The organism is Fructilactobacillus sp. X3R5C2, assembly GCF_059901175.1.
The window spans coordinates 211,490-227,053 of the sequence record NZ_JBWXVC010000001.1 but is presented as its reverse complement, the minus strand read 5'-3'; the positions used below and the strand labels follow the sequence as shown (position 1 = coordinate 227,053).

The 15,564-nt window shown below is 39.7% G+C and carries 15 protein-coding genes and 1 tRNA gene; 4 read left to right on the top strand and 12 right to left on the bottom strand.

What is annotated here, in order from left to right:
* Positions 1–35 precede the first annotated feature (35 nt).
* Positions 36–203, top strand: coding sequence for a hypothetical protein (locus tag AC6UD4_RS01135; RefSeq protein WP_010022596.1), 168 nt, complete (start codon positions 36–38; stop codon positions 201–203).
* Positions 204–253: 50 nt separating this feature from the next.
* Here the strand turns inward: AC6UD4_RS01135 and AC6UD4_RS01130 are convergent, their stop codons facing one another.
* The 5 genes from AC6UD4_RS01130 to AC6UD4_RS01110 all read right to left on the bottom strand — a co-directional run bounded on the left by AC6UD4_RS01130 (position 254) and on the right by AC6UD4_RS01110 (position 7,202).
* Positions 254–1,060 carry an alpha/beta hydrolase gene (locus AC6UD4_RS01130; RefSeq protein WP_500693465.1) on the bottom strand — a complete coding sequence of 269 codons (807 nt, stop codon included), beginning with the start codon at positions 1,058–1,060 and terminating at the stop codon, positions 254–256.
* A 134-nt stretch (positions 1,061–1,194) separates the two neighbouring features.
* The gene (locus tag AC6UD4_RS01125) at positions 1,195–2,241 is read right to left on the bottom strand and encodes a WxL protein host-binding domain-containing protein (protein ID WP_500693464.1); all 1,047 of its coding nucleotides are present in this window, start codon (positions 2,239–2,241) and stop codon (positions 1,195–1,197) included.
* Between the two features lie 85 nt (positions 2,242–2,326).
* Positions 2,327–5,308 (bottom strand): pectate lyase-like adhesive domain-containing protein, encoded by a 2,982-nt coding sequence (locus AC6UD4_RS01120; protein WP_500693463.1) that lies wholly within the window; start codon positions 5,306–5,308, stop codon positions 2,327–2,329.
* A gap of 25 nt (positions 5,309–5,333) precedes the next feature.
* Complete coding sequence (locus tag AC6UD4_RS01115; RefSeq protein WP_500693462.1) at positions 5,334–6,365, bottom strand: WxL protein host-binding domain-containing protein; 1,032 nt, start codon at positions 6,363–6,365, stop codon at positions 5,334–5,336.
* 18 nt (positions 6,366–6,383) lie between these two features.
* Positions 6,384–7,202 carry a hypothetical protein gene (locus AC6UD4_RS01110; protein WP_500693461.1) on the bottom strand — a complete coding sequence of 273 codons (819 nt, stop codon included), beginning with the start codon at positions 7,200–7,202 and terminating at the stop codon, positions 6,384–6,386.
* A 351-nt stretch (positions 7,203–7,553) separates the two neighbouring features.
* Between AC6UD4_RS01110 and map the strand changes: the two genes are divergently transcribed.
* Together map and AC6UD4_RS01100 are read left to right on the top strand one after the other, a co-directional pair.
* On the top strand, positions 7,554–8,354 hold the full coding sequence (gene map, locus AC6UD4_RS01105) for a type I methionyl aminopeptidase (RefSeq protein ID WP_500693460.1): 801 nt from the start codon (positions 7,554–7,556) through the stop codon (positions 8,352–8,354).
* A 128-nt stretch (positions 8,355–8,482) separates the two neighbouring features.
* Positions 8,483–9,085 carry a matrixin family metalloprotease gene (locus AC6UD4_RS01100; protein ID WP_500693459.1) on the top strand — a complete coding sequence of 201 codons (603 nt, stop codon included), beginning with the start codon at positions 8,483–8,485 and terminating at the stop codon, positions 9,083–9,085.
* 45 nt (positions 9,086–9,130) lie between these two features.
* On the opposite strand, the gene AC6UD4_RS01095 is transcribed toward AC6UD4_RS01100, so the two are convergent.
* From AC6UD4_RS01095 to AC6UD4_RS01075, 5 genes are all read right to left on the bottom strand, one after another.
* Entirely contained in the window at positions 9,131–9,760 is a 630-nt protein-coding gene (locus AC6UD4_RS01095) for a DNA-3-methyladenine glycosylase (protein ID WP_500693458.1), read from the bottom strand.
* A gap of 38 nt (positions 9,761–9,798) precedes the next feature.
* Positions 9,799–10,245 (bottom strand): universal stress protein, encoded by a 447-nt coding sequence (locus AC6UD4_RS01090; protein WP_500693457.1) that lies wholly within the window; start codon positions 10,243–10,245, stop codon positions 9,799–9,801.
* Between the two features lie 94 nt (positions 10,246–10,339).
* Entirely contained in the window at positions 10,340–12,055 is a 1,716-nt protein-coding gene (locus AC6UD4_RS01085) for a BCCT family transporter (protein WP_500693456.1), read from the bottom strand.
* A 94-nt stretch (positions 12,056–12,149) separates the two neighbouring features.
* The gene (locus AC6UD4_RS01080; protein WP_500693455.1) at positions 12,150–12,707 is read right to left on the bottom strand and encodes a sugar O-acetyltransferase; all 558 of its coding nucleotides are present in this window, start codon (positions 12,705–12,707) and stop codon (positions 12,150–12,152) included.
* Positions 12,708–12,749: 42 nt separating this feature from the next.
* Positions 12,750–13,424 carry a ribonuclease H family protein gene (locus AC6UD4_RS01075; RefSeq protein ID WP_500693454.1) on the bottom strand — a complete coding sequence of 225 codons (675 nt, stop codon included), beginning with the start codon at positions 13,422–13,424 and terminating at the stop codon, positions 12,750–12,752.
* 107 nt (positions 13,425–13,531) lie between these two features.
* On the opposite strand from AC6UD4_RS01075, the gene AC6UD4_RS01070 reads away from it, so the two are divergent.
* Positions 13,532–13,972: a hypothetical protein gene (locus tag AC6UD4_RS01070; RefSeq protein WP_500693453.1), complete on the top strand. Its 441-nt coding sequence runs from the start codon at positions 13,532–13,534 to the stop codon at positions 13,970–13,972.
* A 90-nt stretch (positions 13,973–14,062) separates the two neighbouring features.
* Here the strand turns inward: AC6UD4_RS01070 and AC6UD4_RS01065 are convergent.
* Positions 14,063–14,136: transfer RNA gene (locus tag AC6UD4_RS01065), tRNA-Asn, on the bottom strand.
* Between the two features lie 125 nt (positions 14,137–14,261).
* Positions 14,262–15,362 (bottom strand): NAD(P)-dependent alcohol dehydrogenase, encoded by a 1,101-nt coding sequence (locus tag AC6UD4_RS01060; protein ID WP_500693452.1) that lies wholly within the window; start codon positions 15,360–15,362, stop codon positions 14,262–14,264.
* Positions 15,363–15,564: the final 202 nt, after the last annotated feature.

Sequence of the window (15,564 nt, the reverse complement as noted above, 5' to 3'; positions counted from 1 at the left end):
GTAAGTGAAAAATAGAACAGATGGGAGTGCATAATATGAAACTTACTGATTATATCGATAAACAAATTCAATTCTTAGACCAACAATTACAAGATGCTAAAGACAAGAGTGAAGTTAAGGGTCAATACCTCATTGAATCAAAGATTAACGAACTTCAAGCATTAAGCCGTGCCGTTGAAAAAGGTGTCGTTAACCAACTCTAATTAAAACAAAAGCGAGATCACATTAATTTGTGATCTCGCTTTTTGTTTGATTATTCAGCGAACAGGAATCTTTCAATAATTCTTGAAGCCATCTGATTGTTTAATAACTTACTGTGTTGACCTGATCTTCCGCTTACTTTAATTTCCTGATAGTCAGAGCCCGGGACAAGCTTTCTTAATTCACGAGCAGACGAAGTAGTAACTCGTCCGTCAGATTTATTTGTCTTGCTCAATTGTCCGTAAACGTTGAGGACACTCACACCTTTCGGAAAACTCTTAGAGGCATCCTTTAATTCACTAACTTTCGGGTAGCGATGGTTCATAACATCAGTTACCGGCATGATGCCCTTGTATGGTCCACCAATTGATATGAACTTAGTCAGTCGCATATGATTCGATTCTTGACCATATGCCACGGCGTTCTGATAAATCGTTAGACTCCCAGAACCAAATCCTAAAGCATTATATTGTTGATAATGGTACTTATGATTTAAATGAACGAGAATCTCATTCAGCCACTTCGCCTGAATTACCGTGGAAGCAGTATTGTCGGTAAAGTTGACCTTGATAATCGGATACTTAGCGTGTACATTTCCGTTAGGATGGTAATAAATCTTACCGTCCGGATAAACATTAATCTTCATGGCATACTCGCCGCCCTCACGACTAGAAGTAACCGTCAGGTGGTTAGCAGCCTTGGAAGTTTTATTTAGGTCTGATACAAATAAAATGGGGGTGTGTTCGCCACGCTTTACACCATCAACGTTGATCCCAAATTCAATAAAAAGAAAACCAGCCACAACAATGGCAATTCCAATCGCAAATAAAAAAATGTTTTTCTTTGCTGCTTTTTCCAAAAAATCACTCTTCCTTTGTTCATAAATTAGGAATCCCAGTGACACAAAAATCCCGCACAAAAAATCCGGAACACGCAAGCACCGGTTTCCAAATAATAATACACAATTGTGTATGAAACATAGTCTTATTAGATTTATAGCTCATCTTGTTTTCTTCCGGCAAAAAAGAAATAAAGACAGATACCAATGATACCCAACAACAATATTAACATAACCAACCAGAAGATGCTCTTTGAAACCGCTTTATTTATTGAATGAGTCGCTGAAATTGGGTTATTGACAGTAAACCCACGCGTAAAGTTCCAGACCTTAGTTCCCTTAAATTGAGGATCATTAGAAATAATTTTTAAGTGAAGCAAATAGCGTCCGTTCGGTAATTGGTTAGCGGACTTAGGAACCAGGTAATTAAACGAACTATTAGGCGCGATTACGGCATCAAAAGTTGTATGTGAGTCTAAAGCATTCATACTGTTAATCGGTGTAACGTCAGTCTTAATCTTGGTTTTTCCAAGCACCGCTGCTCTGTCATTTGATAACTTGACTTCCATCAAATTAGGATTACTAGCATTCAGCATCTTAATCCCATTCATTTTGATGTTAGCAGGTTGTTTTCCGTGTTTTAACTGAATTCCAACCGAATATGAATACAGTGAATTGACTGGTGATGACGACTGGTTGCCATTATCTTCGACAACGTAAAGGCCACCAAGAATGGTTCCCTTGAAGTCTTGAAATCGCCTGTCATTCGGAACATTTAGATTTAAAACAACGGTTTGCTTTTGTTGCGGTTGAAGTGAAACCGACTGATCGGAAGTTTTAGCAAAAGTTACCAACTTCTCAATCGGAAATTGACGGTTATTAGTTTTCTCTTTATTAGCGTAACTAATCGTAGGAGCTCCAGAAGTAGTAGCGGGATTAACTCCCAATTTAACCTTTAATGGCATGTTAGTGCTTCGGTTAATCAACTGGATTTTTAGCTGTTGTTTCATCCCAGGAGTTGCCTTAATATCGAAATAATCAGCCCTTTTTTGTTGGCCTTTCACATCTTTTATCTGAGGAAGAACTTCCAGTGGGACCTGATTTTGTGTATCGGCCTGGGTAAAAATACTTCCAAGTAAGAAGAAAAGAACAAAAGCACCGAGTGCAACTATCATCACCATTAATCTTTGAACTATTTTCATTATAACGCTACTCCAATTTCCAAGTTTAATCATTCATTACGCACAAAAGACGACAACAATTCTTAAATTATCATCGTCTTAATCATTAGTCGCCCTCAGAAGGCCCGTGTGACAGGTTCCAAGTCAGCGTTCCACTAGAGTTCTGTGAATTGCCACCAAGGCCCGCTTTATTATCCCTTAAAACTTCTTCATCTAGGTTCAATTTAATGTTATCCAAATTCCAAAATGTCTGATAGGTTGAATTATCTAAACTCACATCATTACTTGAGACAATCGGGGTTTCCTGTCCATTAAAGTTAATGAGGTCGGAAAGATTGTTTCCCGTTTTATTCCACTGCGCAAGTCCCATGCCACTTGGGGTACTTAACTCTTGGAGAAAACCATCACCAAGTGGGGACCCACCCAAAAGTAACGATGCATCATTTAACAGGTTTCCTTGATTATCATTTGCTGTAGCCGTAACCGATAAGTTCCAACCGTCATCATTTATTTCGCTACCAACAGAATTAGTAAACTGGGTAAAGATCCCTGGCTTCGAACTATTTGGATTGTAAGCTAACGAAGTTCCCTGCTCAGAAATTGGAACCGCCAAATGACCATTAATCGGTGACGCATTCCCACCGTTCATGTTAAATTGCATGCTTTGAGGAACTGCGTCGAGTCTTAACATTGCCGGATCATTATTGTCAGCAGGGTTGTTAGCTCCCGCAACTTGGTCACCCGGATCGACATTTTGTGGAAAGCCATTGTCATCCTGTGTTTGCGGTTGATATGGATTAATCACCCCTGGGCTATTAACACCGTCAACTGGTTCTGGGGTCTCCTTCGTGTAAAACCAGCTGGAATCATTATATCCAGCGGCAAAAGCCGTAATGGTTTCGTTCGCAGTCAGGTAGGTTTGCTGTCCGTTCCTTTTAGGCAACGTATAATTGAAGTGCCCGTTAGAATCAGTCTTAGCGACGTACTCCCTTTTGGAAATATTATCAGGAGCTTTGGGTTGAAACATTGGATATCCAAAGGCGTAACCATCATTTGGGATACTATCGTTGTTACCAACATTGGGTTGGATATTCGGATCACCAGTTAAACTAACATATGCATTTGCATAGGGAGCACCGTTGTCATCCGTGACGGTTCCGTCAATCTGGTACGAGTACTTCGAATCCCTTGCATCATTTAATGAATGGTCAAACTGCAGGTTACCTTCAGACTGGGAAGTCCCCACCTTTAAACGAGAGTATTGATATGGATCAAACGAAGTGGGTTGAAAGGTATCATTTGGATATGACCAGCCACTAGCCGGTGATTGTTCCCAACTCCACTGAGGCGAACCGTCATTATCAGAATTAGTTAAGTTCCAAGCTGAGAATGGTTGATTAGCACCAAACTCAATTTGTCTGCTCCCGGTTGTACGACCGCGATTAACCGAAATAATTGGTTCGTTAACCGGATGACTATAATTACTCATCCGCAGATCGCCATACCCTAGTTTACGTAAATCAACGTTCCCAGTTAGCGACTGAATTGCCATTCTTGAGTCATTATTTTGAACATTTTTATCAATGTTTAAGGTTGGCTGTTGATCAGAACCTGGGTCAAGTCCAGCAACCTGATTAGGAGCAAAGGTAATGTCCCCGTTAGCAAATATGCCTGGACGATTAGTTGCTGGGCTTCCGTAACCATGATTACTATTGACCGTTAGGGTTGAACTCCCAATATTAATTCCAGATTGAGCACTACTATTTGCTCGATTATAAGAAGTGATGGCCGTATGACCAGGCGTCATATCAATATTAACCTTGGAGTAATTACCAATACTAAAGTCATTTTGGTTATTTCCACGCCCCAGATCAAATCCAGAAGTTTGACCTGAACTGTTGCTATTACCACCACCAACTGAGTTTTTAGCGGTCGCATCCATATCGACATTGACATTGTTACCAATCGCAATCTGACCCAGATTAAAGGGTTGACCAGTATTAGGATTAGTGGGAACATTTTGAATCCGCTGATCCCATCGTTCGTCTCCCCAGTCACCAATTTCAAAATTAGGAAGAGAAGAATTGTTATTACTGGTGGTTTTAACGTTAGTTGGATTGGAACTGTCATTACTGTCGGCAATCCACAATGCACATGCTTCCATCAGTTGTTGACCACCAAAGGAAATATTAGTATTAGTTCGCCCCATCGCTGAATACCGATTAACCTGGTTCAACCGGATTTGGCCCTTTAAAACGTCTAATCCACCATAGTTAACAAACGGTTGGGAACCAGTATACGAATAATTGGTGTAAGTTTGTACATCACCATGAATTCCACCGTTGCTATCACAAAACATCCCATAATAATTACCACCATACACGTTCAAGTTGTTAACCTGAACGTCTGGAAACTGGGATGTCCCATTCGAATTGCTTCTATTATTTCCATGCCAATCAAAACTATTACCGCCTAAATCAACCGTTGGACCATTAACGTGTTGATCGTCCGGATTACTATTAGAAGCGGTAACTTGTCCGTCGACCACCAGATTGCCACTTAGACGAGAAGCAGCCTGGACCTGTCGCATTCCGGTATCAGGAGCGGCAAAATCATTTGCAATTAAAATATGATCGACGTTTGAATTCTGGATGGCCGCAACAAAACTACTCCAGTCGCCCACCGAGACAGTCGATAAATCAGCCGTTTTAATTTGCGCAGCCGACAACTTGGTGGCTGGCACGTACTTACCCGCCTTAAAATCACTTTCGTCATTCTGACTTTCTTGCATTAATTGTGTGTACTTACCATTCTTTTGGTCCATATCATGGTTACTTAAGGTTTTTGTCTTCTGGTCGTTTCCAGATGACGCCTGATCCGGATTATCACTATTTGAACTTGTCTTTTTAAACGAACTACTTTGACTAGCAGAATGAGCATGACTAGCTGTTTGAGGATTACTTTCGGCCTTTACTGAAGCAGAACGATTTGAACTCGTTGTATATAAGAATAGGATCGTACAAGCCACTATAAATAATATGGTCACTCCACCGAGAATTACTCGTTGGATCCATTTATCCTTTTTCACCGTTCATTCCTCCCTGATTTAAGACTTACACCTTGTGTTTTCGATGATTAAACATTACTAGAGATGCCAAAATTGTGACAATCAGGCCTAACGCAACTATAATTCCGATCATAATCAAGAGTGTTCGATCTGAAAATGTCCTGATGTAGTCAACCGGACTAACGATAAATTCCCTTTGTAATTTAACGTGACTAGGTGATTCATTAACTGAATTCTTACCACTGAGATTAACGGTGGCAACGTACCTACCGGGCAATAATTGTTTATTTAGTGGTTGTTTGATCGCAAATTCACTGTTGGGGGCTATCTGACCCCTTCTAATCTCGTCGGTACTCGTCATAAGTTGATTGAACGTCACGTTCTTCAACGTTGCATTAGCTTTCACGTCATCCAACATGGCCGGTTTTTTATTTACTAGTCCAAAAGTAAACATTGCATGTTTGACAGCATCCTTCTTGAGATCGTTTTTGGTTGCCTTAATCTCACTACCTTGCGGTTTCCCTTTTCTAACTTCAATCGGGATGGTGTAAGAAAATTGATTATTAATCTCACCTTTAACTGCCGGCGCATCTTGTGTAAAAGTTACTGCACCAAGGATTTCGCCATTAAAGTCGCGAAAATTATCATTATTTAGGTTGAGGGACATTTTCACGATCCGAGTTTGCCTGGGAGCTAACTGAAAATCACGATCACTTAACTCATTAAATGAGACCACTTGGCGCATGTTAACGGGTAATCCACGAAACTGACTTTGATTATTATTAAAAAATAACGCCAACTTAGATGATGTGGACGCAGAATCAACTCGAGTGCTAATCTGACAAGCGTTGGTTTTACTTAAGTTAGTTAACGAGACAGCAATTGGATAATCACGTGCTTGGTTAGTTATAATCTGGTAGTATGAATTATCATGTGACACATGATAATTGTCATCAATCTTGACCTGGATTGGGGCCGTACTGCTCATACTAGCAGCCGAAGTCGTCAAAGTGGCCAAGACTACCACCATAAATAAAGCAATCAGCGTGATTAATAGTGATTTAACGAACTTTTTCATAATTAGGGTCCTAACTTTTTAGTGAACCTGAGGAGCATAATTCCAATCAATTGTGCCGTTGTATTCATTATCTTGACTAGGGACTTTATCATAGCCAGTAAAACTATTACTATTAAACGGAACTTCCAGACGGAAATCTCCTAACGTCCACGCTAATTCATACACGCCAAACGAACCAACCGGAGTCATTGACTGATCAGCGGGGCCATTATTAGTATTCGACAACATTACCGGAGCATCTGCATCAGTCGTAATGGTGGTCGTTCCAATGTTGTCTGGTGACGCTGGTTGTGAGAGATTATTGTACACAGCATCCCCAATGTCATATTGAAACAGTTGGGTATTCTTTAATTCAATGTACGCTCCGGGAAGGGCATCTCCATCACCGTTAACAAACCCGTTTCCATTCCCATCGGCTTCAAGCGTGGCCTTTAACTCCATTGGTCCGGTATCACCAAAGTCATGAACTTGGACAAACACAAAGTTATTCTGACTTCCATCTTTAGACGTGCTAGAGCCACTTGAAGTTAACGGACTATCCGCAAAATGTGGGTCACTGAGAGCCTGAAAGGTTAAATCTTTGGGGACATAATCGACGGCATCTTGATCATTATTCTCACCAGCCGCTCCATTAGCACCAATGTTGGAATTTTCACTTGGGGTAAAGGGATTGATGATTGGAACATTAAATCTTCCCTGCACGTTTAGGCCCACGTTGGTATCATTATTTTGGGAGTAATCAACTAACCCATCGGCTCTTACAACTCTGGAAAATAGGCACACTAACAAAACCATGCTGCATAGAAAAAGCCCTACATATTTAACTTTTGCTACCAAACTCGTCGCCTCTTTTATCTCAAAGAATAAAAAGTAATCTTCTTTAACAACAACTTGTTAACTAAACCAGATATCTTGCTTCATATTTTAGAATAATTATTAATTTATCACTTAATTAATTGATATTGTAACACGATCCCCATCAATCTTTAAATTTTATAAAAATAAATGTGATGTTCTTTCACAAAGACGTCGGTTAATTTATGATTAGAAATAATAGGCCCAGTAGTGATATATTAGAGGTGTGAGATTTTAACTAAATTTGGTAATTAAAAATTATTTTTACGCTTTATTTAATTTTAATTATTGAAGAAAAAATAATTTATCCAACTAATAAAAGGAGATATTCACTTGATTACTTTAAAATCAGATCGTGAAATTAAAAAAATGGCCGAGTCTGGTGCAGTTCTAGCTGGTGTCCACAATGGTTTGAAAAAAATCATTAAGCCGGGCGTTGATACTTGGGAAATTGAAGAATTCGCTGACAAGTACATTACTGACCACGGGGCTACTCCATCAGAAAAGGGCTTTGACGGCTATAACTACGGGACTTGCATCTCAATCAACAATGAAGTTGCCCATGGAATCCCGCGTCGGGGCTTAAAATTAAAGGAAGGCGACATTGTCAAAGTTGACATGTGTGTCAATAAGGACGGTTTTGAAAGTGACTCCTGCTGGTCATACGCGGTTGGTGAAGTCTCACCTAAGATCAAGAAACTCATGGAAGTTACTAAAAGGGGACTTTACCTTGGCATTGACCAAGCTCAAGTTGGTAATCGAATTGGAGACATTGGTGCTGCCATTCAACACTACGTTGAAGACGAAAACCATATGGGTGATGTCCGAGAATTAATTGGACATGGCATCCAGCCTTCCATTCATGAAGATCCAGCTGTTCCAGCTTATGGGGTTGCCGGTCATGGAATGCGTCTCAGACCGGGCATGACCATTACCATTGAACCAATGGTTAACCTCGGTACTTGGAAAATCAAAGATGACTATGATAAAAAAGACGATTGGACCTATTACGTTAGCCAAGATGGTTCATACTCAGCTCAATACGAACACACCTTAGCAATCACCGAAGATGGTCCTAAAATTCTCACTTCTCAGGATCACGTTGCTGACGCTAAATACATGTTCAAAAAATAAAAGTAATTAAAATGGATCCGAAATCATTAAGAATTTCGGACCCATTTCTTTTTTTATTCTCCATCCTGTTTCGCTATGCTAAGATGGATTTGTTTCAGACTAAATCAGGAATGAAAGGTGGACCAAAAATGAAAAAATCAATCAAAATTGTGGGAACCCTAATGGTATTATTAATTTCAATGATTGCCTTTAGTTCTCTCACGAGCTCGACCACTGAAGCTGATCAGAAAGTTGACCCTAACATTGGTTTTCGTTATGAACACCCCACCGCCAAATACTATATTCGGAGAGGAACTCCCCAATCGTACCAAACTATCATTGAACAAGCTGCCAGAAACTGGAATAAAACGCACGCTTTTACCTGGATTCGTTCCAAAACCAAAGTTCCGACAACCATTGGTACTACCAATAGTAATACTGGCTTCTGGAAGGGCAATCGGTACGCTGGAGTTACTTTAAATCTCACTAAAACCGTCAACGTTAAAAATCACACTTATCAGTCAGGTGCCAAAATCACGCTCAATCCGCGGGTAATGAGCAACATGGAATACACTTACAAGCAGCAACTACTAACAACCGAACACGAATTTGGTCATGCAATGGGGCTTAAGCACAATCACGCTCAAGAAAGTATCATGTTCCCAAATGACACCTACTATAATTCACTTGATCCTAATCAGATTGGTCTTAGTGACATTCATGGTTTAAAAAACCTGTACAATGAAAAATAAAACAATTTTAAAGGGATGCTACTTTATGAAAGTAGCATCCCTTCCTTATTTCCATCCGTATGTTTTTAAATCCATATCACGCTTAGGTATCTTAGACACATAAGGGTTCCCTTTAACGTAGAAACGATACGGCTTGTCCGTCCAAGTTCCTCGGTCACTAACCCCAATTCGTCCCGATTCGACCACTTCTTTTGGGACTTTCACATGATCAATGTCTAAGTCAAGGGCGGTGTTACCAAGCTCAATCAAGTTCATATCCTTGTCATAAATCCCCAAGGCATCCATTAATTTTCCCGGGCCATTAGTCAATTCAAAACCATTTTTCTTACGATTTTGTTTCATCAAGTCAATCCCTTGATAAGGTTCGATTCCACGAATCAAAATTCCCTCTGGTACGTCCTTAGCCTGAGCAGCAACGTCCAAACAAAGTCGACCATGAATGGAGTAGATATAAATCGTGCCAGGAACACCATACAAGGCTTCGTTCGATGGGGTCCTTTTCCCCTGATAGGCATGCGCTGCTGAATCTCTTTGTCCCAGGTAGGCTTCCGCTTCGGTAACGTATCCGCTCATCAACCCCTTTGGAGAATGATAAACCAGTAACGTTCCAAGCATCTTTTTAGTAATCTCATCGGTGGTACCTTCATTAAAAAAATCTCTTAACTTATCTGACAAAACCCTTACCTACCCTACTTCTTATTAAAAACTTTAGACTAACGAATGATAATCGTTGAAATTTTAGACTGCTTAACCAGTTTAACACTAATACTACGATTACCGTGTTCACCGGTCGCATCAGCTCCACAAATTAAGAGATCTGCCTTAAACTTGGGAGCAATGGCATCCAAAATTTCATCGTCAATGTTCCCACCAACCGAAATAATGGGGGTTACGTCCTCCACGCCAGCGTCACTTGCTCGATCGGTGTAATTACCAACCACTTCTCGTAAATGATCCCGTTTTGCTTCGATTTTACTTGGTGTTAAAGAATCATAAATATTAATATCATTATTTTCTAACACCGAGCAAATTCCAAGTGCCGCATGAAACTTAATGGCAATAGTAACTGCGTAACGAAAAGCCCGTTGCGTTGACTTACTATCGTCGGGATCAACTGTCAATAAAATTCTTTCAAATGTCAATGGTTTAAATTTTTCCATTGTCTCCATCCCCTTTCAATAACATCATATCATTAATTTTATGATTTTTAATAAAAAAATAATCAGTAGCAACCCACTGATTATTATTAACTCATTATTCTTTATTAGGATCAGGTAGCGACGCTTCACCAGCACCATTTTGAGCGTCTTCAATACTTTTTACCATTTTTTTAGCATGAATACGACGCATCTTTTCCTTTTTTTGTTTAATTCTTAGATTGTCCATTGCTTTATTTTTAAGCACGATTCCTTCATCATTTTTAACCATGTGGTAAATCGATATCAATATCATGATACATACAAACATTAATGGAAATCCAGCAATCGCACAGAATGTCTGGATGGTGCTAAATCCTCCGACAACTACTAGTCCAAACGAGAATAAGACAAAGACAACAACCCATGTCATTCGGTTAAACTGGGTTGGTTCCTGTCCCTCCTTTAACCCTAAACTTGTAAATGAGGAAACAATGAAAGCTGAGGACGAGATGGTCGTCGCCAGAAAGATAAAACACGAAATACAGTAAACGACAAAAACAATTACCTTAAAGGGCAAACTGGATAATACAGCAGTAATGACAGCAGCCTGCCCCTGAGTATTCAAAATATGAACCAAGTTAATCTGTCCGGTCCTTTGTAACCATAACGAATAGCCACCAAGAATTGCATAAAAACTTAAACATCCTACTGAACCGTAACCAAGCATTCCAATCAAAGTGGAACGAATGGTTCGTCCTTTAGAAATACGAGCAATAAAGAGTCCCATGACCGGCATGTATGACAGCCACCAGCCCCAGTAGAAAATCGTTTCCAGTTTGGCAACGTCCGCAGTTCCATTGGGAATGGTATTAGTCGACATGGAAACAAACTTATCAGCCAAGAGTCCCAAACTGTTGGTCTCTGAACTTAAGATATAAATAGTTGGACCAACTAACAGGACAAAGGCTAAGAAAATAATGGCTGTCCAAATATGGGCATCACTCAAACGATCAATTCCACCATTTAATCCCTTATAAACGGTCCAGGCAAAGATCACAAATAGCACCGCAAAGAGCGCAGTTTTAAGTTCCAAATTATCTGGAATCCCTAATAAACGACTTAAAACATTAGAAATAATGGGAATTTCCATTCCAACCGATGATCCAACACCACCCATAATTCCAAAGACAACCAGAAAATCAACTAGCTGTCTGGTGTAATACTTCCACCTAGCCTCACCTTGAATAAAATCAATGGCAGAGCTAAGGCGTTGTACCTTGCCGTGTTTAACAAATAGAATATAAGCAATGGCAATCGTGGCCGGAGCAAACATCATCCATGCCATTGGTCCCCAGTTAAACTGACCAAACATGTGCGCATAATTATAAGCACTCTGTGAAAATGGTTTAGCCCCAAAGGGAGGATGCTGCAAGTATCGAAGCGGATCCACCATACTCAACATTAAAATGCTGGCATCAATTGCGGTCGCAAAGACCATGCTGCCCCACTGCAAATCACTATACTCTGGTTTGGAGTGGGGCTCACCCAAGCGGATAGCACCATACTTTGAAAAGATTAACCACATAAAAAATAAGAAGTTAATTATGTAAACCACCATATAGGCCCATCCCATTTGATTAGTGATCCAATTTAAGGCTACCGCTAGTACTCCTTGCAACTTGGAACCACCAATAATCAGAATGATTGAACCAATTCCAAAAATTAATAAGGTTGGAATAAAGACGAATTTATCAATATTAAATTTTTTAAAAATAAAGAAATCCCTCCAAACGCTTTTTTCACAACAAAAAACGCTATGTATGGTGCTCATAGAGCCACTTGCATAGCGTTGTAAAGGTCACACAAATGATAATTACTTATCTTTCACTATCATTATACACAACTAAGATAATAAGTAAAATTCACTAATTATTATCAATCTTTTTTAATACTTTGGCTGGATTGCCGACTAAAACCACATCGTCTCCAAATGATTTGGTAACAACAGCTCCAGCACCAACCACCACATTGTTTCCGAGGGTTACGCCGGGAACAATGGTGACATGACCACCAAACCAGGCATTATCACCGATGGTAATGGGAGCGGCCATCTCGACGTCCGCGATTCGCTTTTTAGCGTTTAACGGGTGGACGTTTGTATAAAGTCCACAATTAGGACCTATGTAACAATTTTTACCAAATGTGATTGGAGCCGTATCAAGCAGCGTTAATCCGTAGTTAGCGTAAAAGTTGTCTCCGATGTAAATATTAAAGCCATAATCAAACTCCATCCCAGTCTCAACAAAGAATCTTGGTCCGCTCTTTTTTAACAAGGATTGAATCAGTTGGTTCCGCCTCTCATTATTAGGGGTATTATTAGCCTCCTGCAACTGCTTTCGACAAAGGATCCTTCGACTAATCAGTTCTTTATCAAATTGATTATAAGATTCTCCCTTAGTCATTTTTTCTCTTTCACTCGTCATTGAATCACTCCTTTTAGGTCTTAACCTTATTATTAGGAAAATTTACATTTTGTCCATAGTCTGATTCAATTTCTCGTCCACGAAGACGTTCCCTTTATTTGTGGCATGACCCTTCGTCCAACCAAATTGGATGTTAGGAAACTGTTTCAATAAATCATCCAATTGTTGCCAGAGTTCCTTATTTTTAAGTTCTCCGCCACTACGTTTCCATCCGCGCTTTTTCCACCCGTCAATCCAGTGTTTAGTAATGGCGTTTAAAACGTATTTTGAATCGCTGACAACCCCAACACTCTGGTCGTTAAGCTGATGATCAAACAACCATTTCAAAGCTTTCACGAGTGCCATAATCTCCATTCTATTATTAGTCACCCCATACTCACCGCCTGAATCAACGTGCTGACCGGTCGGAGCATCAATTAGGTATGCCCACGCCGCCTTATCGTTTGATTTGACGTGACCACCAGCAACATTACCGTGATTTCTGGAACCACCATCGGTAAATACAATGATGGTTGGGCGTTTACCTACTTTACTTTCCACCGGATGGTTTTCAAATTGAACCCCATATAAGTACGCGCCAGCTTCTCTTTTAGTTGTAAAACTTTTATACTCAGCTCCCGAAAATCCATCAACTTGCTTTTTAGTGAGTTCCCACGTCGGATAAATTCCAGGGTGTCTCCCCTGCTTTACCGCGTAATACTTCTTATTCTTTGCCATTTTAGCTCCATTTGAATTAAAATCTTAATTAATTATTACATTTAATCATATCATTTTGCATTTTGTAATATTTATGCGAAAATAACATACAGGAGGGGATTCATACAATGGCTGACATAGCTGCAAAATTAATTACAGTTGATCAAGCGTTAGCAATGCTCAAGGACCGTCATGCTCAAAAAAATGAACGTTTTCCCAAGTTAATGACTCCCGGTAAGTACATTTTACCAGATTACTTCTTAACTAGAAAAAGGGAAGCGTTTAAGATTAGAAAGCATACTTTCTTAAAGCGGCGCTCCCGCTCATACGTTGCTTTCGATTCAGAGAATGGTCAGACGCTTTGGTTGCACAATTTCCCTAGTCTATCAGAAGCATTATTCTGGTTAGATACCGGCCTTAAACCAGCCGATTCTGATTCAGGATCTTCATTCAAAGAATGGAAACAAGAGCATGCAAAAGAAATTGAAGGCATGAAAGACCAGCTTAGACAAATGCCAAAACCTAAAAAAAGTAAACCAAAAAAAGCTAAAAAGGGTAAAAAGCATTAATATCAAAAGTCCCGAGTTGAATTTGGGTTTTTGATTAACTAATTTCACAAAAAAGCACCGCTCAATCAAATGAGGGGTGCTTTTTTGTAGCTGCTGTGGCTGGGCTCGAACCAGCGACATCTTCATTAACAGTGAAGCGTTTCTACCAACTGAACTACACAGCAATAATGAATTACTTAATTTGTTGTTCACAAGTATACACAGTTATTAATTAACTGTCTACTGTTTTATCAAATTATTTTAAATAAAAAAAGTTCTGCGCTAAAGAAACGCAGAACTCAAGTTTAATCTATTTTCGCAGCTGCTCGTTTGGGTAAATGATAACCTTTAAAGAGTTCGATTTATCCGTTCTTGATTTTTCAAGAGCCGCTTTCGTTTCATCTAGTGGATAAAAGTTAGTTAATAGATTATCAACCTTATCAGTGTTTTTAGCTAAAATCTTTAATCCAGTCTTGTAGTTGTTACAGTATCTAAAGATCCCCATAATGGTGGTTTCATGGTCAGTCATGAACGGAACATCCAGTGGCGTTTGGTCGGTTGTTGGGACACCAATGTAGGCGACTTTGCCACCCCGCTTCAGTGCGTGAAGTGAAGTTTGTTCACCTGGAACTGATCCTGAAGCGTCAATGGCGTAATCAACGCCCGTTCCATTTGTGATGGTCTTAACTTCGTCTAAAACATCCGCATTTTTAATGTTAATTGCATGAGTAGCTCCCAGCTTCTTGGCGGTATCAAGTCGGAGTTGCTCGGTATCACTAACAATGATGGTGTCAGCACCATGGGCCTTTGCAGCTAAGATCGCAAGCAATCCAACTGGTCCCATCCCTGAAATCAAAATAGTAGATCCCACGTCAACTCCCAATTTCTGTGTAGCATGAACGCCAACTGATAGTGGCTCATTTAGAGTCGCCTCTTCATAAGAAACGTTTTCAGGAATGTGATAAACAAAGTCTTGTGGATAAACGATGAATTGAGTTAAATCACCATCAACTGGCGGGGTCGCCATGAATTGCATGTTAGGACAGAGGTTATAATGACCGGTTCGACAAGCCTCACAATGACCACAGGGAACACCCGGTTCCATTGCGACTCGATCACCACGTTTAAAGTCGGTTACTTGATCACCCACTGCTACAATCACACCAGAACTTTCATGTCCTAAGATTAAGGGTTTTTTAACCACAAAATCACCAATGTGTCCTTGGTCATAGTAGTGAACATCTGAACCACAGATTCCAACTGCCACAACTTTAATCAAAACATCAGTTGGACCCATTTTCTTTAACTTAGTGTCCTTCATATCAATATCAAACATTTTTTCTAAGACCGCACTTTTAGTGGTCTTAGGCATATTATTTTTGTCATAGTCGGGAATTTTTACATCAGTCATGATTTTCAGTCTCCTTTATTAAGAACTCATTTACAAAAATCATTTTAGGTTAGAAACCTACAACTCCCATTTTTATCATCCCATTCCCATAATTTTCACCATCATTATCACACCTTGCTCAGTGGTTATCAATAAAAAAGCACAAAAAAATAGACCACTAATTATCAAAATAAATCAATAATCAGACGTCTAGTAAAAGTTA

Bases quoted from the DNA above. Each gene is read 5' to 3' on its own strand.
- AC6UD4_RS01135 (WP_010022596.1), top strand. From the start codon at position 36: ATGAAACTTACTGATTATATCGATAAACAAATTCAATTCTTAGACCAA.
- AC6UD4_RS01125 (WP_500693464.1), bottom strand. From the start codon at position 2,241: ATGAAAATAGTTCAAAGATTAATGGTGATGATAGTTGCACTCGGTGCT.
- AC6UD4_RS01115 (WP_500693462.1), bottom strand. From the start codon at position 6,365: ATGAAAAAGTTCGTTAAATCACTATTAATCACGCTGATTGCTTTATTT.
- AC6UD4_RS01100 (WP_500693459.1), top strand. From the start codon at position 8,483: ATGAAAAAATCAATCAAAATTGTGGGAACCCTAATGGTATTATTAATT.
- AC6UD4_RS01090 (WP_500693457.1), bottom strand. From the start codon at position 10,245: ATGGAAAAATTTAAACCATTGACATTTGAAAGAATTTTATTGACAGTT.
- AC6UD4_RS01085 (WP_500693456.1), bottom strand. From the start codon at position 12,055: ATGAGCACCATACATAGCGTTTTTTGTTGTGAAAAAAGCGTTTGGAGG.
- AC6UD4_RS01080 (WP_500693455.1), bottom strand. From the start codon at position 12,707: ATGACGAGTGAAAGAGAAAAAATGACTAAGGGAGAATCTTATAATCAA.
- AC6UD4_RS01075 (WP_500693454.1), bottom strand. From the start codon at position 13,424: ATGGCAAAGAATAAGAAGTATTACGCGGTAAAGCAGGGGAGACACCCT.
- AC6UD4_RS01070 (WP_500693453.1), top strand. From the start codon at position 13,532: ATGGCTGACATAGCTGCAAAATTAATTACAGTTGATCAAGCGTTAGCA.
- AC6UD4_RS01060 (WP_500693452.1), bottom strand. From the start codon at position 15,362: ATGACTGATGTAAAAATTCCCGACTATGACAAAAATAATATGCCTAAG.